Here is a 16,509-nt window from a genome sequence, read left to right as displayed (position 1 = left end):
GCTCAGTTGCCGCCGAGGGCGACCAGCGGGTCGATCCGGGTGACGCGGAAGACCGCGACGACGGCGGCGAGCATGCCGAGCACGAGGACCCCGGCGGCGGGCACCGCGGTGGTGGCCCACGAGAGCTCGAACGGGACGGCCCGCCCCGCGAACGCGCCGATCACGGCGGCCAGCCCGGTGCCCACGGCCACGCCGCCGACGAGCACGAACGCGGCCTGCGCGAGCGAGTCCTTCAGCACCCAGCCGTTCGAGCCGCCGAGGGCCTTGAGCACCGCGATGTCGCGGGTGCGCTGCACCGTCCAGATGGACAGGAACGCGATCACCACGAGCGCCGAGATGCCGTACAGGAAGCCCTGCATGGTCATCAGGGAGCCGTTCTCGGACCGGTAGCTGGGCAGGGCGGCGTAGGAGCCCTTCACGGTCTCCGCGACGGTGCCCGCGGCGTCGTCGCCGGCGGCGGCCACGGCGTCGACGTCGGCGCCCGCGTCGAAGCGCACGAGGCCGGCGGTGCCGAGCACCGCGTCGTCGGCGGTGTGCGAGATGGCGTTCCAGTCCTCGAGCGCCAGCCACGTCACGGGGGAGTGGGAGTAGTACTCGGTCGGCACGACGTCGGCCACGGTGTAGACGAAGCCGGAGACCGCGACGGCGTCACCCGCCTGGGCGTGGAGGGAGTCGGCCACGTCCTGGCTGAGCACGATCTGCCCGAGCTCGACGCCGGCCGGCGCGTCGGAGCCGCCCGGGGTGAGACCGATGAACGCGGTGGTGGCCACGCCGGTGGTGGGCTCGCCGGACACGTCCGCGCGGCCCTGCGGGTCCGTGTCCACGGGGTGCTCGAGCCCGATGGCCCGGCCCTGGCTCACACCGAGCGGCTCGACGGAGGCCACGCCGTCCGTGGCCGCCCACGCGTCGCGCTGGGCCACGGTGAACTCGGACTGGGTGAACGACGCGGTGGGCTCCTGGCCCGCCGCACCGCCGAAGACCAGACGCTGCACGCCCTGCTCGCCGAGGCGGTCGATCGCGGCCGTGTTCTGCCCGCCCAGGCCGGCCGTGAGGCCGGAGAGCATGACGAGCAGCAGGCTGATGAGGGCCACCACGGAGCCCATGAGGGCGAACCGTCCGGTGGCGAAGCGGAGGTCGCGGAGTGCGAGGAACACGGGGCGCGTCCTTTCCTGACGAGGTCTGTCCTGAGGTTGCCTCCACGGTCTCGCGCGGGGAGGGGTCGCCACATCGCCCGCGGCGGCTGGACCCGGTCAACCGAATGGTTGATCCCGGCGGCGCAGCGGCGCGGCCCCGGGGCCCGGGGGCGTTGTCGCGTCCGGGGCGCGCCCTAGGGTGGAGCCATGTCCGTCGCACCCCGCGCCGCCGTGCCCCCCGCGCCCACCGAGACCGGCACCACCGCCGTGCTCGCCGGCCTGCGCGTGGCCCTGCACGTCACGTTCGCCGCGCTGCTCACCGTGGGGCTGGCGCGCGCGCTCGCGGACCGGTCCCCGGAGGCGTCCTCCGGTCCGTTCCCGGCCACCACCCTGGTGCTGCTGACCGCCGCGCTGGCGGGCGTCTACCTGGCCGGGACCGTGCTGGAGCGGCGCCGGTGGGCCCGGGGCGACGACGTCGGCCGCGGTCCGGCGGTCGCCTGGCTGGCCCTGGTGCTGCTGCTGTGGGGCCTGCTCGTGGCCCACCACGGCGACTTCGCGTGGGTCGCCTTCCCCCTCTTCTTCGTCGTCCTGCACGTGGTCGACCGGGTGGCCCGGCAGGCCTGGGTGCGCCACGTGGTCGGGCCCGCGCTGGTGGTGGCGATGGCCGTCGTCGTGGTGGCCGGGATGGCGGCGGGCGCCGGCGGCGTGCGGGTGCCGGCCGTGATCGGTCCGCTGGTGGGCGCCGCCGTGGCCGTGGTGCTCTCCGGGGCGTACCGCGCCCTGCACGCCGAGTCCGAGCGCCAGCGTGCCGTGGCCGAGCAGCTGCGCGCCGCGCAGGCCGAGCTCGCGCGCACCGAGCACCGGGCGGGGGTGAGCGCCGAGAGGGAGCGGCTCGCCCGCGAGATCCACGACACCCTCACCCAGGGGCTGGCCTCGATCGTGCTGGTCTCGCGCGCGGCCCAGGACGCGCTCGACGCCGCCGACCCCGCCCTCGCCCGGCAGCGCATGGAGACCGTGCGCGCCACGGCCGCCGAGAACCTCGCCGAGTCCCGCCGCTTCGTCCGCGACCTGCGCGGCACCGGGGCACCGTCCCTCGTCGAGGCGCTCGAGCGCGCGGTCACCGGGTTCGCCGACCGGCAGGCCGCCGCCGGGACGCCCGTGGCCGCGGACGTCGAGGTCGTGGGCGAGCCGGTCGCGGTCGCCGAGGCCGTGGAGACCGCCGTGCTGCGGGCCGTGCAGGCGTCCCTGGCGAACGTCGGCGCCCACGCGGGCGCCCGCCGCGCCCGCGTCACGCTGGGCTACCTCGGCGACGAGCTGACGGTGGACGTGGCCGACGACGGCGCGGGGTTCGACCCGGCCGTCGTCGCGGCCCACGCCCGGGCCGGAGCCTCCGGCGCCGACCCGGGGGCGGGGACCGGCGTGGGACTGGCGAGCGTGCGCGAGCGCCTCGCGGCGGTGGGCGGCGAGGCCACCGTCGAGTCGGCCCCTGGCGAGGGCACCGTGGTGGCGCTGCGGGTGCCGCTGGTCGCCGCCGGGGCCGGCCGGGGCGCGGATCCCGAGGAGACCGAGAGCGAGGAGACCGCATGAACGTGTGCGTGATGCTGGTGGACGACCACCCCGTGGTGCGGGCGGGGGTGCGGGCCGTTGTCGAAGCGCACCCGGACCTGACCGTGGTGGCCGAGGCCGCCGACGGGGCGGAGGCGATCGGCGTCCTGGAGGCGGGCGAGCCCGCGGTGGACGTCGTGCTCATGGACCTGCAGATGGGCGCGGGCATGGACGGCGTGACCGCCACCCGCGCGGTGCGGGAGCGGTGGCCGGGGGTGCAGGTGCTCATCCTGACGACCTTCGACACGGAGGCGGACATCCTCGCGGCCGTGAACGCGGGCGCCGCCGGCTACCTGCTCAAGGATGCCCCGAGCGAGGAGATCGCCTCGGCGGTGCGGCAGGCGGCGGCGGGGCACAAGGCGCTGGCCCCGCAGGTCGCGGCCACGCTGATGGGGCGCATGTCCGGCGGCTCCGAGGTGCTGTCCGAGCGGGAGATCGAGCTGCTCGAGCTGATCGCGCGGGGCGCCACGAACAAGGTGGCCGCGAAGGAGCTGTTCATTTCCGAGGCCACCGTGAAGACGCACCTGGTGCACATCTTCCAGAAGCTCGGCGTGGACAACCGCACCCGCGCCGTCGACGAGGCCCGGCGACGGCGCATCATCCGCTGACCGACAGGCCGGGGCGGCCGACCCCCGCGGACCCGGTCCTGCTCAGCGGCGCCGCACGTACCGGGTGATCACCGCCGCGGCGACGGCGGCCAGCGCCAGCACGCCGAGCGCGGCGGGCAGGCTGAGGTCGCCGCGCTGGACGCCCAGCCCCCGCAGCGTCCAGAAGACGATCAGGGCGCACGTGAACATCACGCCGACGAACGTCCAGGCCGTTCGCAGCCCGGGTCCCAGCCCCGCACCGGGCCGGTGGCGGGGGTCACGGGGATCACGGTCGTCGCCGGGCTGACCGTGGTGGAGGGGAGGCATCGTCATGCGCTCCACCGTAGGGGCCACGGGCCGGACCGGGCCAGGGCCACCGCGTAGGCTTGAGGCTCGTGAAGACCCTTGTGCTCGGCAACGGCGGCCGCGAACACGCGCTGCTCACCGCCCTCTCCCGTGATCCGCAGGTCAGCGCCCTCCACGCGGCGCCCGGCAACGCCGGCATGGCCGACCTGGCCACCCTCCACGCCGTCGAGGCCACCGACCCGGCCGCCGTCGTGGAGCTCGCGCGCGAGCTGGGGGCCGACCTCGTCGTCGTCGGTCCCGAGGCCCCGCTGGCCGCCGGCGTCTCCGACGCCCTGCGCGAGGCCGGGTTCGCCGTGTTCGGCCCCTCGCAGGCGGCCGCGCAGCTCGAGGCGTCCAAGGCCTTCGCCAAGGAGGTCATGGCCGCCGCGGGCGTGCCCACCGCCGGCTCCCGCGTGTGCACCACCGCCGCGGAGGCCGCCGCCGCCCTCGATGAGTTCGGCGCCCCGCACGTCGTCAAGGACGACGGCCTGGCCGCGGGCAAGGGCGTCGTGGTCACCTCCGACCGCGCCGAGGCCCTCGCCCACGCCGAGGCCTGCTTCGCCGCCGGCGGCACCGTGGTGATCGAGGACTTCCTGGACGGCCCCGAGGTATCCCTCTTCGTGATCTGCGACGGCGAGGACGCCGTCGCCCTCACCCCCGCGCAGGACTTCAAGCGCATCCACGACGGCGACGCCGGCCCCAACACCGGCGGCATGGGCGCGTACACGCCGCTGCCGTGGCTGCCCGAGGGCTTCACGGACGAGGTCATGGACCGGGTGGCCCGCCCCGTGCTCGCCGAGATGGCCCGCCGCGGCACCCCGTTCACGGGCGTGTTGTTCTGTGGCCTGGCCGTGACCGCCAAGGGCGTGGAGGTCATCGAGTTCAACGTGCGCTTCGGCGACCCCGAGACCCAGGCCGTGCTCGCCCGCCTCGAGACACCCCTGGGCGGGCTGCTCGCCGACGCCGCGGCCGGCCGGCTCGGCGCGGACCGTCGGCTCGAGTGGAGCGACGACGTCGCCGTGGACGTGGTCATGGCCTCGGCCGGCTACCCGGCCTCCTCCTCGACGGGCGACGTGATCACCGGGCTGGCCGACGCGGCCGCCCTCGAGGGCGTGCACGTGATCCACGCCGGCACCGCGGCGTCCGGTGAGGACGTGGTGACGGCGGGCGGCCGGGTGCTGGCCGTCGTCGGGCGCGGGGCGGACCTGGCCCAGGCGCGTGAGCGCGCCTACGCGGGCGTCGAGCGGATCCGGTTCGACGGGGCCCAGTGGCGCACGGACATCGGACTCAAGGCCGAGCGCGGCGAGATCACCGTGCCCGGGACGGGGGGAGCGAAGTGAGCGGGGAGCGCGTGGGGTTCACGGGGGCCGAGGCCCTCTGGCTGCCGGGCTGGCGGCACGTCTACTCGGGCAAGGTGCGGGACCTGTACGAGCCCGCCGACGCCGAGCCGGGACGGTCCGCGACGCTGCTCGTGGTGGCCTCCGACCGGATCAGCGCCTACGACCACGTGCTGGAGCCGCCGATCCCGGACAAGGGCACCATCCTCACCCGGCTGACCCTGTGGTGGTTCGAGAAGCTGGCCGAGGGCTACAACGGGGCCCACGCCGAGCCGGTCGAGCACCATGTGGTGGGCACGGACGTGCCCGCGGCCGTGGCCGGGCGGGCGATGGTCGTCAAGCGCCTGGACATGTTCCCCGTGGAGTGCATCGCCCGCGGCTACCTGACAGGGTCCGGCCTGGCCGAGTACCGCGCGTCGGGCACGGTGGCCGGCCTGCCGCTGCCCGCCGGGCTCGTGGACGGCTCGCGGGTCGACCCGCCGATCTTCACGCCGTCCGCGAAGGCCGAGGTCGGCGAGCACGACGAGAACATCACGTTCGAGCAGATGGTCGAGCGCGTGGGCACCGAGGCCGCCGAGCGCCTGCGGTTCCTCACCCTGGACCTGTACGCCCGCGCCGAGGCGATCGCCCGCGAGGCCGGCATCATCCTGGCGGACACGAAGGTCGAGTTCGGTGTGGACCCGGCCACCGGCCAGGTGGTGCTGGGCGACGAGGTCCTCACCCCGGACTCCTCCCGGTTCTGGGACGCCGAGGACTACGAGCCCGGCCGCCCCCAGGCGAGCTTCGACAAGCAGTTCGTCCGCGACTGGCTCACGGGCCCCGACTCCGGTTGGGACAAGACCAGCGGGGAGGCCCCGCCGGCGCTGCCCGCCGACGTCGTGGCCAAGACCCGCGACCGCTACGTGGAGGCGTACGAGCGCCTGACGGGCCGCCCCTTCGACGCCTGACCCGCACTTTCGAACGTGAGATAGGCCCTCTCTCACGTTCGAAAGTCCCCATTCGCCCGATTTCACGTTCGAAAGTCCGGGGCGGGGCGGGGCGGCTCCTGCACAGGGGCCCGGCCCCGCACAGGAGGGGGTCGGACGCCCGCCCACGACGACGGCGCCCGCATCCTGACCGCATGCCACGCCGCCCCGCACCCCTTCCGCCGGCCCTCGCCGGCCGCGTCTTCACCCGGCGCGAAGCCCTGGACCGCCTCTCCCTCTCCTCCGACCGGCTGCGCAGCCTCGACCTGCGCCAGGTCACCCACGGGGCACACCGCGCGGTCGTCGACGTGCCGGGGTCGTGGGCCGCGCTCGGATACCCCCGCCCCGTGGCGGCCCTGCCGCCGGAGGAGGCCGCTGTCGTGGTGGCTCTGACCCGTGGGGTCGCCTCGCATCTGACGGCGGCGCGGCTGCACGGGCTCGTCCTGCCGTGGTGGGCCGAGGAGGACACACGGGTGCACGTGAGCCGGCCGCACCGCACGGGTCGGACGGGGCGCGCGGGCGTCGCCTGCCACGGACGCACGGTGCCGGCCGAGGACCGCGTGGAGGTGCACGGGGTCCCGGTCACCTCGCTCGAGCGGACGTGGGTGGACCTCTGCTCCCTGCTGCGGCCGGATCAGGTGGCGGACGCCGTCGTCGCGGGGGACGCGCTCGTGAACCGTCCGTGGGTGGACGGGTCCCGACTCCCGCCGCGCACGACGGCGTCGCGGCTCTCCGCGGCGCTGGAGCGGGCGGGCCGGTTCAAGGGCGTGCGGGTGGCTCGGGCCGCGCTGGCGCTGATCCGGGTGGGGGCGGACTCGCCTCCGGAGACGCGACTGCGGCTGGCGCTTCTCGACGCCGGCCTCCCCGAGCCGCGCCTGCAGGCGCAGCTGGTCTCACCGGCGGGGGAGCGGACCGACGCGGACATGGTGGTCGAACGGTCCCGCGTGGCCCTCCACTACGACGGCGGCCACCATCGCACGCCGGAGCAGCAGCGACGCGACGCACGGCGGGACCGTCTCTGGCAGGAGGCCGGCCACCTGTCCATCACGGTGATGGGCGCCGACCTGGCCGAGGACTTCCGGACCGTGGTGGCCGCCGTCGTCCGCCACGACCGGGCCGCGCGGGCGACCTCCACCATCTCCGCTCCCGCCCCCGCCGCAGGACTTTCGAACGTGAAATCGGGCGAATGGGCACTTTCGAACGTGGGATAGGCCCTCTCTCACGTTCGAAAGTGCCCGGCCCGGGGCCCATCAGGCGAGCGAGTCCTCCCAGGCCCGGTGCAGCGCCGCGAACCGCCCGTCGGCCGCCACCAGCTCGGCGGGGCTGCCGTCCTCGACGATCCGGCCGTCGTGCATCACGAGCACCCGGTCGGCGGTCTCGACGGTGCTGAGCCGGTGGGCGATGATCAGTGCCGTCCGGTTCCCCAACAGCCGCTCCAGCCCGGCCTGCACGAGACGCTCGCTCGGCAGGTCCAGCGACGACGTCGCCTCGTCCAGGATCAGCACGGCGGGGTCCGCGAGGAACGCCCGCGCGAACGACACGAGCTGCCGCTGTCCCGCGCTCAGCCGCCCGCCGCGCTTGGCGACGTCGGTCGCGTAGCCCTCGGGCAGCCCCAGGATGAAGTCGTGCGCCCCCACCGCCCGGGCGGCCGCCTGGATCTCGGCCTCGGTGGCGTCGGGCCGGCCGAGGGCGATGTTCTCCGCGATCGACCCGGAGAACAGGAACGCCTCCTGGGTCACCATCACCACGTTGCGCCGCAGATCCGCCTGGCTGAGCTCGCGCAGCTCCACCCCGTCCAGCGTCAGCGAGCCGGCAGAGACGTCGTAGAACCGGGCGATGAGCTTGGCCAGCGTCGACTTGCCCGCACCCGTCTGGCCCACCACGGCCACGGTCTGCCCGGCCGGGATCACGAGGTCGAACTCCGGCAGCACCACCCGGTCCGGTCCGTAGCTGAACACCGCGTCCCGGAACTCCACCCGCCCGGACGCCACGCCCGTCCCCGGAGCGTCGGCCCCGGGCAGCGGCGTGGGCTCGGCGGCCTCCACCACGGTGGGCTCCTCCTCGAGCAGGCCGGAGACCTTCTCGAGCGCCGCCGTCGCGGACTGCAGCGACGAGTAGAACATCGCCACCATCTCCATGGGCTGGAACACGCGCCGTCCGGCCAGCAGGAGCGCCACGAGCACCCCCACCTCGAGGTCGCCGTCGAGCACGCGCAGGCCCCCGGTCACGAGCAGCGCCGCTACCGTGAGGTTGCCCGTCGCCACGAGCACCGGCTGCAGGATGCCGAACAGGTTGAGCGTGGCCACCATGTCGTCCCGGTAGGCCGTGGCCAAGTCGCGGTACCGCGCGTCGTTGTCCCGTTCCCGCCGGAAGGCCTGGACCGCGCGGATGCCGGTCATGGTCTCCACGAAGTGCACGATCGACCGTGCCGAGGACACCCGCGACCGCCGGTACGCCTCCTCGGACCGCACCTGGTACCAGCGCGTCACGATCGCCACCGGCACGGCCGCGCCCAGCAGCACGAGGAACGACGGCGGGTCCAGCAGCAGGATGGACGCCGCGGTGAACGACATGAACATCAGCCCGGACACGAGCGAGGACACGCCCTGGTCCAGCAGCTCCCGCAGCGCCTCCAGGTCCGAGGTCTGCCGCGAGATCACCCGCCCGGACGTGTACCGCTCGTGGAACCCGAGGCTCAGCCGCTGCGTGTGCCGGAACACGCGCAGCCGCAGGCTGAGCAGCATGGCCTGGCTGGCCCGCGCGGTGAGCCACGTGTACGCCCCCAGCAGGCCCCCGGAGACGAGGGCCGCCGCCACGTACGCCCCGCCCACGGGGACGAGGATGGGCCAGACGGACTCGCCGGCCCGCACGGCCTCGACGACGCGCGGCAGCTCCGCGTCGATCGCCCAGGCGATGATCAGCGGCCCGGCCGCCCGCGCCGCGTTGGACACGAGCACGAAGACCACGGTGACCAGCAGCGTCCCCCGGACCGGCCGCGCGAGCTCGCCGAGCAGCCGGAAGGACCGGCGCCGGATGTGGCGGCGCTCCGCGCGGGTGTAGTCGAGGTCCTCTTCGGCCCCCACGCCGCGCACGCGGCTCACGTCGGCGGCGCTCATGCCTGCTCCTCCGGTCGGCTCGAGATGATGTGCCGGTACACGGCGCTGCGGGCCAGCAGTTCGGGGTGCGTCCCCACGTCCTCGATCCGCCCGTCCGCCAGCACCGCGACCCGGTCCGCCAGGGCCACGGTGGAGGGACGATGCGCCACGATCAGGGTGGTCGTCCCGTCGAGGACCTCGCGCAGGCGCGCGGTCACGGTCTCCTCGGTGCGCACGTCGAGGGCGGAGAGGGGGTCGTCCAGCACGAGCACGTCCGGGCGCGCCGCGATCGCGCGGGCGAGGGCGATCCGCTGGCGCTGTCCGCCGGAGAGGCTGAGGCCCTCCTCGCCGATCTCGGTCTCGACGCCGTCCGCCAGGTCCGCCACGAAGCCCGCCTGCGCGGTCTCGAGCGCGAGGTCGAGCAGGGCGTCCGCCGCGGGGGAGTGGAGGCCGTCCGCGAGCACGTCCGCCGGGGCGCCGAGCAGCACGTTCTGCCGGATGGTCGCGGAGAACAGCGTGGCGTCCTCGAACGCCACGGACACCCGCCGGCGCAGCTCCTCGAGCGGCATCCGGCGCACGTCCACCCCGTCCACGCAGACGGAGCCCGCCGTGACGTCGAGCAGCCGGGGGACCAGCTGCAGCAGCGTCGACTTGCCGGCGCCGGTCGCGCCGACCAGGGCCATCGTCTCGCCGGGCACCAGCTCGAGGTCGACGCCGTCGAGCAGGTCGCGCTCCCCGCGCCCCGGGTCCGCGTCCGGCCAGCGGAAGCGCACCCCGCGGAACGCGAGCGCGCCGGTGGCCGGGGGCACGACGGCGGCCTCCCCGGTGGGCGAGGCGATGTCCACGGGCGTGGCGAGGACGTCCACGTGGCGGTCGATCGCCGTGCGGGCCGAGAGCGTCATGCCCATCAGCTGGCCCACGGACTCGACCGGGCCGGCCAGCACGGCCGCGGTGGCGAAGTAGGCGGCGAGCGCGCCCACCGTCAGCTCCCCGGTCGCCACGAGCCACAGGCCCAGGGCGAGGCCCAGGCCCAGCACCGTCTCCGGCAGGGCCACGATGAGCGCGATGAACCGGGCCAGCACCGAGGCCTTGTGCACCTCGGTGCCCTGCAGCGTGCGGGCGCGCCCGCGGAAGCCGTCGAGGGCGTGCGCGCCGCGGCCGAACGCCTTGAGGACGCGGATGCCGTGCACCGACTCCTCGACGGACGTGGCGAGGTCCCCGGCCTGGTCCTGGGAGAGCCGGGACGCGGCGCGGAAGTCGTTGCGGAACCCGAACGACGCCCACATGATCGGCACGGCCGCGGCGAGGTAGAGCAGGGCCAGCTGCCAAGACAGCAGGAACAGCAGGACGAGGCCGACGGTGATGGTCACCACGTCCACCACGAGCATGACCGAGCCGAACGCGATCCACCGCCGCAAGAGCGAGAGGTCGCCCTGGGCCCGGGAGAGCAGCTGCCCCGAGGGCCACGCGTCGTGGAACGCCACCGGCAGGCGCTGGAGCCGTTCGAACAGGGCGATGCGCGCCCGGTTCTCCACCCCGGCGGCCGGCGGGAGGATGAAGTACCGGCGCAGGCCGATGAACGCGGCCTCGGCGAGGCCGAGCACGGTGAGCAGGCCGGCGGCCCGCCACACGTCCGCGCGGGAGTCGGGGGAGGAAGGCCGGGCGAGCACGGTCTCCGTGAACACGGTGTCCACGAGCAGGTGGATGACCTGCGGGATGGCCAGGGCCACGAGGCCCGCCGCCATGGCCGAGGCGAGCCCGAGCACCCAGCGCGCCCGCACGCCCTCGAGGTACGGTGCGATCCCGCCCAGGGCGTCACGCAGGGACGAGGCGCCGGGAGAGGTGGTGCGGGTCACGGGGCTCCACTGTACCCGCGGCCCCGGACGGGACAGGCGGCTCAGCCCCGCGGGACCAGGTCCAGCACCACGGCCTCGGGCCGGCACGCGAACCGCACGGGCGCGGACGGCGCGGTCCCCAGGCCGGCCGACACCTCGAGCGGGACGGTCCGCCCCGCGGCCGTCCACGTCGAGACCCCGGAGGCCTGCCGGCGCGGCAGGTCGCAGTTGGTGACGAGCGCGCCGAGGAACGGCACGCAGACCTGCCCGCCGTGGGTGTGGCCGGCGAGCAGCAGATCGGCGCCGTCGACGGTCATGGCGTCCAGCACGCGGCGGTACGGGGCGTGGGTGACGCCCAGCCGGAACCGCCCGTCGCCGCCGGGCCGCCCGGCGCCGTCGTCGTGTGCGGGGCCGGGGAAGCCGGCCCAGGCGTCCAGACCGAGGTGCGGGTCGTCGGTGCCGGCGGCGAGGACCTGGAGCGTGGTCCCGGCGCGGGTCGGCACGGCCAGGGCGACGCCCCGGTTCGTCAGGTCGGCCCAGCCGGCGGCGCGGAACGCGCCGAACAGGACGTCGGAGGGAAGCCGGGGCCGGTCCGCGTCCATGCGCGAGGGGCCCGCGAAGTACCGCAGGGGGTTGGCCGCCTTGGGCGCGTAGTAGTCGTTGGAGCCGGGCACGAACACGCCCGGCCGCGCCAGCAGCGGCCCGAGCGCGTCGAGCACGAGCGGCACCGACGCCGCGGCGGACACGTTGTCCCCCGTGTTGACCACGAGGTCAGGCTCGAGTACATCCAATCCGCGCAGCCACGCCCGCTTGGCCCGGTGCCGGGGCAGCAGGTGGATGTCCGAGAGGTGCAGCACCCGCAGCGGCGCCGACCCGGCCGGCAGTACGGCCAGTCGGTGCGTGCGCACCGTCCGGGCCTCGGCCTCGACGAGGCCCCAGGCCAGGCCGAGGCCCGCCGTCGTGGCCATCCCGACGGCGGCAGGCGCTGCGGAACGGAGCATGCGGCGGGTGCGGGAGGCGGCGGGGCGCATCGCGGTCAGTAGCCCGGGACCGCCTCGGGCAACGGCCCGCCCCGGTCCAGGTCGTCGATGTGGAACTGGCGTCCGTCCGGGTGCTCGCCGGCCTCGCCCGGGTCCTCCGACTGCGGGCCGTCCCACTCGGGCAGTTCACCCGGCGGGAACTTCTCCTTGGCCAACTGGTTGTACTCGAGCCAGGACGGGCCGTTGATGGAGGTCGAGTAGAACGGGTTGCGGACCTCGCCGTTGACGGTCTCGCCCGTCATGGTCTTCAGGTTGTTGTAGCGGCCGGTCCACACGGCGGTGGCCAGCTTGTTGGTGAACCCGACGAACCACGTGGAGGACACGTTGTCGTTCGTGCCCGTCTTGCCGCCGAACTCGTAGCCGGCGCCCTCCTCGGCGATGTTGAAGCCGCCGATGTGGCGCAGGACCGGCATCAGCTCCCGGACGTGGTCCGGGTCGATGACCTGGTCGCACTGCGGGTCGGCGACGTCGTACTGGTTGCCGGCGGTGTCCGTGACCTCCAGGATGGCGCGCGGCTCGCAGTACAGGCCGTTCGCGGCGATGGCGGCGTACGCGCCGGCCAGGGAGAGCGGGGCCACCGAGTCCTTGCCGAGCAGGAAGGACGGGTCGTCCGGCTGCAACGGGGAGCTGTCCAGGGCGCGGGTGACGCCCAGCTGGGTGGTGAGGCTCGTGATGTCGCACAGATCCAGCTGGTACGCGGTGGCGACGGTCGGCGTGTTCACCGACCAGAAGAGGCCCTCGTCCACGCGCACCTGCCGCAGCATGCCCGGGACCACGTTCTTGAACTGCCAGGTGCCGCCGACCGTGGTGTAGCCGCCCGGGCGGCACGAGGCAGCGAACCGCGTGCCCGTGGGGTAGACGTTCCGGGAGGCGTCCACGGAGTCGACCAGGCGGTTGCCGTTGCGCAGCCACGTCAGTGCCACGAAGGGCTTGAGCGTGGAGCCGGCCTGGAAGCCCTGGCCGCCACCCCACTGCTTGTCCACGTTGAAGTTCAGCGAGGTGTGGCCGAGCTCGTCCTGGATGGCGTACTCGGTGTTCTGGGCCATGGTGCGGATGTTGCCGGTGCCGGCCTCCACCGAGGTGAGCGCGTGGCCGGCGCCCAGCGACTCGTTGTTGGGCACCGAGGCGCGCAGGTTCTTCTCGGTCTCCTTCTGGAGCGTCGAGTCGATCGTCGTGCGGATGGTGAGCCCGCCGCGGTCCAGCAGGGCCTGGCGGGACTGGACGTCCGGGCCGAACGTGGGGTCGGCGAGGATCTGCCGCTCCACGTAGTCGCAGAAGTAGGTGCCGAACTTGGCGTAGAGGCAGCCCGAGGGGCGGGACTCCATGACCACCTCCATCGGCTGGGCGACGGCGTGGTCGTACTCCTCCTGGGAGAGGTAGCCGTTGTCCTTCATCGCGTTCAGCACGAGGTTGCGCCGCTCCGTGGCCTCCTCCGGATTGCGGGCCGGGTCGAACCGGGTGGGGGACTGGACCATGCCGGCCAGCGTGGCGGCCTCCCAGCTCTCCAGGTCGGCGGCGGACTTGCCGAACACGTACTGCGAGGCGGCCTCGACCCCGTAGGAACGGCCGGAGAACAGCACGATGTTGAGGTAGCCCTCGAGGATCTCGTCCTTCGACATCTGCTTCTCGACGGCGACCGCGAGCTTGATCTCCTTGACCTTGTCCGCGATGTTCTTGGAGCCGGAGAGCGTGAGGCGGGAGTCGCCGCGGATCTGCTGCACGTTCACCAGCATGTTGTTCACGAACTGCTGGGTGAGGGTGGAGGCGCCCTGCGTGGAGTCGGAGGTGGCGTTGTTCACGGTCGCGCGGATGAGGCCTCGTGCGTCCACGCCCTCGTGCTCGTAGAAGCGCTCGTCCTCGATGGCCACGATCGCGTGCTGCATGTGCTCCGAGATCTCGTCCAGCGGGACCGGGGTGCGGTTCTCCTCGTAGAAGACGGCGATCTCCTCACCGTCCTCCGAGAGGATGCGCGACGGGACGGAGACCGGCTCCGCGGGCAGCTCGTCCGGCAGCTCCTCCAGCATCTCCCGGCCCGACGCGGCGGCGACACCGGCCAGGCCCGCGACGGGCAGCAGGAGGGCCGCCACGAGCAGGCCGGCCACCGCCGAGAGGCCCACGAAGGCGAGGAGGCGGCCGAGAGCGCTCGAGGGGGCGGGGAAGCGGGTCGTGCGGGAGGCCATGGGCGCGAGTGTAGCGCGGGCACCTGGGACCTCTTCCGGGGTCCGCGCCGGTGGCTAGGGTGGGTCCCATGACTCAGCAGACGCAGTGGGAGTACGCCACGATCCCCCTCCTCATCCACGCGACCAAGCAGATCCTCGACCAGTGGGGCGAGGACGGCTGGGAGCTCGTCACGGTGATCCCGGGCCCCGAGGGGAACAACCCCGTGGCCTACCTCAAGCGTCCGAAGGCGGCGTGAACGTGACGGCGCAGTCCTCGGCCCCCACCTGGGGCGACGGCGCCGTCGCGGCCCGCCTCGCGGCGCTCGGCATCGACCGACCCGCCGTCGCGGCGCCGGTCGGCTCCTACGTCCCGGCCCTGCTTGACGGCGACCTCGTGCTGACCTCAGGCCAGCTCCCCTTCGTGGCCGGCGCCCTGCACGCCACCGGCAAGGTGGGCGCGGAGGTCACCCCCGAACGCGCCCAGGAGCTCGCGCGGGCGTGCGCCGTGAACGCGATGGCCGCGGTGCACGAGCTGCTGGGGGACCTGGACCGAGTCGCCCAGGTCGTCAAGGTCGTCGGTTTCGTGGCCTCCGACCCCGCGTTCACCGGTCAGCCCGGCGTGGTGAACGGCGCCTCGGACGTGCTGGCCGAGATCTTCGGCGAGGTCGGCCGCCACGCGCGCTCCGCCGTCGGCGTGGCCGTGCTGCCCATGGACGCTCCCGTCGAGGTGGAGATCACCGTCCGTGTCCGCTGACCCGGCCGGCATGCTGCTGCCGGTCCCGGAGCAGGAGGAGGACCTCACCCGCCAGTGGCTGGACCGGCGCTTCCGCCAGGTCCGCCCGGCCCGGCCCGGGTCGGCCGTGGTGCTCGTACGCGACGGCGACGACGGCCCGGAGGTCTTCCTCCGCCACCGCGCGGGACGCACCCCGCTCGGCCGCGTGGGCCTGCCCGGCGGCGCGCTCATCGAGTCCGACGCCGACTCCTGCCCGTGGTACGGGCCCGAGCCCTCCCAGTGGGCCCGCACGTTCGGGACCACGGACCGGCGGCGTGCGCGGCAGCACGTGGTGGCCGCCGTCCGCGAGCTCCACGACGAGGCCGGAGTGCTCCTCGCCGGCCGCTCCGACACGGACGTCGTGGCCACGGCGCGCATCGAGACCTGGGGCGGGGGCCGCAGCTCGCTCGAGGAGGGCTCGGAGAGCCTGCCCCGCCTGCTGGCCGCGCGCGGCCTCGGACTGCGCACCGACCTGCTGCGCCCCGTCATGCGCTGGCAATCCGCGCCCCACGTCCACCGACGCTTCGACACGGCCGTGTTCGCTACGACGACCCCACCGCTGCAGTCCGCGCCGACAGCAGAGGAACCCGGTCCCGAACTCCAGGCGTGGGTGCCCGCGCGTCGCGCGCTCGCCGGCCCGCTGCGGCTGCCCGGACCCGCCGGGGCGGAGGGCACGGCGCCCTTCGACCAGGTGGCGACCCCACTGACGCAGGTGATGGTGCGTCGGGTCGCGGCGCACCGGACGGCCGCCGCCTTCCTGCTCTCCGTCACGCCCTGTGCCCGGCGCGACCCCGTGCCGGAATACCACCTGGTCACCGAGGCCGGCGACGACGGCACCCCCCGGATGCGCGTGGAGCGGGCCACCCGGGACTGACCGGGGTGGCCCGCTCCACGGCAGGGCGGGGGGCGTCAGCGCGAACGCTGACGCAGACGCTGCAGGTCCAGGATGACCACGGCGCGGTTCTCCAGGCGGATCCAGCCGCGCTGGACGAACTCGGCCAGGGCCTTGTTCACGGTCTCGCGGGACGCGCCCACCAGCTGGGCGAGCTCCTCCTGCGTGAGGTCGTGCGCCACCAGCAGGCCGTCCGCGGCCGGCCGGCCGAAGCGGTCCGCGAGGTCCAGGAGCGCCTTGGCCACGCGGCCCGGCACGTCCGAGAACACCAGGTCCGCCAGGGACTCGTTGGTCTTGGACAGGCGCTGGGCCAGGGCCTGGAGCAGCTGGACCGACACATCCGGCGACGAGGCGATGGCGCGGCGCAGGTTCTCATGGCGCAGACCGGCCAGGCGCGTGGCGGACACCGCGGTGGCGGTGGCGTTGCGCGGGGCGGGGTTGAACAGGGCCATCTCGCCGAAGATCTCGCCGGGGCCGAGCACGGCCACGAGGTTCTCGCGGCCGTCCGAAGCGGTGCGGCCGAGCTTGATCTTGCCGGACATGATCACGTACAGCTGATCGCCCTGGTCGCCCTCGTGGAACGCGGACGCGCCGCGGGAGAGCTCCACCTCGGTCAGCTCCGAGGTGAGGATGGCGAACACCTCGTCGTCCAGGTTGGTGAACAGCGGAGCCTTCCGCAGAACCTCGAGATCCATGTGTGCGTGTCCTCTCTGTGGGCAGTTCCTCACACCGCGGCGGAGGAGC

At 74.4% G+C, this 16,509-nt stretch carries 15 protein-coding genes; 8 read left to right on the top strand and 7 right to left on the bottom strand.

The genetic code is table 11. The annotated features are described in order from the left end of the window. Positions 1-2 precede the first annotated feature (2 nt). Positions 3-1,154, bottom strand: coding sequence for an ABC transporter permease (locus tag ACUJ8O_RS06365; RefSeq protein ID WP_356965122.1), 1,152 nt, complete (start codon positions 1,152-1,154; stop codon positions 3-5). Between the two features lie 186 nt (positions 1,155-1,340). Here ACUJ8O_RS06365 and ACUJ8O_RS06360 point away from each other — a divergent pair, with 186 nt between their 5' ends. Together ACUJ8O_RS06360 and ACUJ8O_RS06355 are read left to right on the top strand one after the other, a co-directional pair. Beyond that, positions 1,341-2,720 (top strand): sensor histidine kinase, encoded by a 1,380-nt coding sequence (locus ACUJ8O_RS06360; protein WP_445373246.1) that lies wholly within the window; start codon positions 1,341-1,343, stop codon positions 2,718-2,720. Continuing rightward, positions 2,717-3,346 (top strand): response regulator, encoded by a 630-nt coding sequence (locus tag ACUJ8O_RS06355; RefSeq protein WP_069941145.1) that lies wholly within the window; start codon positions 2,717-2,719, stop codon positions 3,344-3,346. Before ACUJ8O_RS06360 ends, ACUJ8O_RS06355 begins: the two co-directional genes overlap by 4 nt. 42 nt (positions 3,347-3,388) lie before the next feature. On the opposite strand, the gene ACUJ8O_RS06350 is transcribed toward ACUJ8O_RS06355, so the two are convergent. After that, positions 3,389-3,658: a hypothetical protein gene (locus tag ACUJ8O_RS06350; protein WP_069941146.1), complete on the bottom strand. Its 270-nt coding sequence runs from the start codon at positions 3,656-3,658 to the stop codon at positions 3,389-3,391. Between the two features lie 62 nt (positions 3,659-3,720). Here ACUJ8O_RS06350 and purD point away from each other — a divergent pair, with 62 nt between their 5' ends. The 3 genes from purD (at position 3,721) to ACUJ8O_RS06335 (ending at position 7,183) form a co-directional block, all read left to right on the top strand. Further along, positions 3,721-5,010 carry a phosphoribosylamine--glycine ligase gene (purD, locus tag ACUJ8O_RS06345; RefSeq protein WP_069941147.1) on the top strand — a complete coding sequence of 430 codons (1,290 nt, stop codon included), beginning with the start codon at positions 3,721-3,723 and terminating at the stop codon, positions 5,008-5,010. Then, a complete protein-coding gene (locus ACUJ8O_RS06340; protein ID WP_122054582.1) occupies positions 5,007-5,954 on the top strand; it encodes a phosphoribosylaminoimidazolesuccinocarboxamide synthase in 948 nt (315 codons plus the stop codon). The genes purD and ACUJ8O_RS06340 overlap by 4 nt, the downstream gene beginning before the upstream one ends. A 173-nt stretch (positions 5,955-6,127) precedes the next feature. Then, positions 6,128-7,183 (top strand): hypothetical protein, encoded by a 1,056-nt coding sequence (locus tag ACUJ8O_RS06335; RefSeq protein ID WP_069941148.1) that lies wholly within the window; start codon positions 6,128-6,130, stop codon positions 7,181-7,183. A 39-nt stretch (positions 7,184-7,222) separates the two neighbouring features. Here the strand turns inward: ACUJ8O_RS06335 and ACUJ8O_RS06330 are convergent, their stop codons facing one another. Genes ACUJ8O_RS06330 through ACUJ8O_RS06315 form a run of 4 tightly spaced genes read right to left on the bottom strand, consistent with a single transcriptional unit; the run spans position 7,223 to position 14,122 of the window. Beyond that, positions 7,223-9,088 (bottom strand): ABC transporter ATP-binding protein, encoded by a 1,866-nt coding sequence (locus tag ACUJ8O_RS06330; protein ID WP_036338250.1) that lies wholly within the window; start codon positions 9,086-9,088, stop codon positions 7,223-7,225. After that, positions 9,085-10,923 (bottom strand): ABC transporter ATP-binding protein, encoded by a 1,839-nt coding sequence (locus ACUJ8O_RS06325; RefSeq protein WP_041103979.1) that lies wholly within the window; start codon positions 10,921-10,923, stop codon positions 9,085-9,087. Before ACUJ8O_RS06325 ends, ACUJ8O_RS06330 begins: the two co-directional genes overlap by 4 nt. Before the next feature lie 41 nt (positions 10,924-10,964). Beyond that, positions 10,965-11,933 carry a metallophosphoesterase gene (locus ACUJ8O_RS06320; protein WP_217565102.1) on the bottom strand — a complete coding sequence of 323 codons (969 nt, stop codon included), beginning with the start codon at positions 11,931-11,933 and terminating at the stop codon, positions 10,965-10,967. Positions 11,934-11,938: 5 nt separating this feature from the next. Then, positions 11,939-14,122, bottom strand: coding sequence for a transglycosylase domain-containing protein (locus tag ACUJ8O_RS06315; RefSeq protein ID WP_217565104.1), 2,184 nt, complete (start codon positions 14,120-14,122; stop codon positions 11,939-11,941). Between the two features lie 68 nt (positions 14,123-14,190). Between ACUJ8O_RS06315 and ACUJ8O_RS06310 the strand changes: the two genes are divergently transcribed. From ACUJ8O_RS06310 to ACUJ8O_RS06300, 3 genes are read left to right on the top strand one after another with little or no spacing between them, the layout of a single operon-like run. After that, the gene (locus tag ACUJ8O_RS06310) at positions 14,191-14,358 is read left to right on the top strand and encodes a DUF4177 domain-containing protein (protein ID WP_010080276.1); all 168 of its coding nucleotides are present in this window, start codon (positions 14,191-14,193) and stop codon (positions 14,356-14,358) included. Further along, positions 14,355-14,855 carry a RidA family protein gene (locus tag ACUJ8O_RS06305; RefSeq protein ID WP_095694911.1) on the top strand — a complete coding sequence of 167 codons (501 nt, stop codon included), beginning with the start codon at positions 14,355-14,357 and terminating at the stop codon, positions 14,853-14,855. Before ACUJ8O_RS06310 ends, ACUJ8O_RS06305 begins: the two co-directional genes overlap by 4 nt. Beyond that, positions 14,845-15,747, top strand: a complete 903-nt coding sequence (locus ACUJ8O_RS06300; RefSeq protein WP_371506680.1) for an NUDIX hydrolase — start codon at positions 14,845-14,847, stop codon at positions 15,745-15,747. Before ACUJ8O_RS06305 ends, ACUJ8O_RS06300 begins: the two co-directional genes overlap by 11 nt. Positions 15,748-15,782: 35 nt before the next feature. Here ACUJ8O_RS06300 and ACUJ8O_RS06295 read toward each other — a convergent pair whose 3' ends face one another. Continuing rightward, positions 15,783-16,460, bottom strand: coding sequence for a Crp/Fnr family transcriptional regulator (locus tag ACUJ8O_RS06295; protein WP_002854021.1), 678 nt, complete (start codon positions 16,458-16,460; stop codon positions 15,783-15,785). Between the last annotated feature and the right edge of the window lie 49 nt (positions 16,461-16,509).

It is taken from the genome of Micrococcus sp. EWR3.9.1 (genome assembly GCF_052615555.1).
This window is presented reverse-complemented; position numbering and strand designations above follow the sequence as displayed.

Coding starts and splice junctions, on each gene's coding strand:
- ACUJ8O_RS06360 (WP_445373246.1), top strand. CDS start 1,341: ATGTCCGTCGCACCCCGCGCCGCCGTGCCCCCCGCGCCCACCGAGACC.
- ACUJ8O_RS06355 (WP_069941145.1), top strand. CDS start 2,717: ATGAACGTGTGCGTGATGCTGGTGGACGACCACCCCGTGGTGCGGGCG.
- ACUJ8O_RS06350 (WP_069941146.1), bottom strand. CDS start 3,658: ATGACGATGCCTCCCCTCCACCACGGTCAGCCCGGCGACGACCGTGAT.
- ACUJ8O_RS06335 (WP_069941148.1), top strand. CDS start 6,128: ATGCCACGCCGCCCCGCACCCCTTCCGCCGGCCCTCGCCGGCCGCGTC.
- ACUJ8O_RS06330 (WP_036338250.1), bottom strand. CDS start 9,088: ATGAGCGCCGCCGACGTGAGCCGCGTGCGCGGCGTGGGGGCCGAAGAG.
- ACUJ8O_RS06320 (WP_217565102.1), bottom strand. CDS start 11,933: ATGCGCCCCGCCGCCTCCCGCACCCGCCGCATGCTCCGTTCCGCAGCG.
- ACUJ8O_RS06315 (WP_217565104.1), bottom strand. CDS start 14,122: ATGGCCTCCCGCACGACCCGCTTCCCCGCCCCCTCGAGCGCTCTCGGC.
- ACUJ8O_RS06310 (WP_010080276.1), top strand. CDS start 14,191: ATGACTCAGCAGACGCAGTGGGAGTACGCCACGATCCCCCTCCTCATC.
- ACUJ8O_RS06295 (WP_002854021.1), bottom strand. CDS start 16,460: ATGGATCTCGAGGTTCTGCGGAAGGCTCCGCTGTTCACCAACCTGGAC.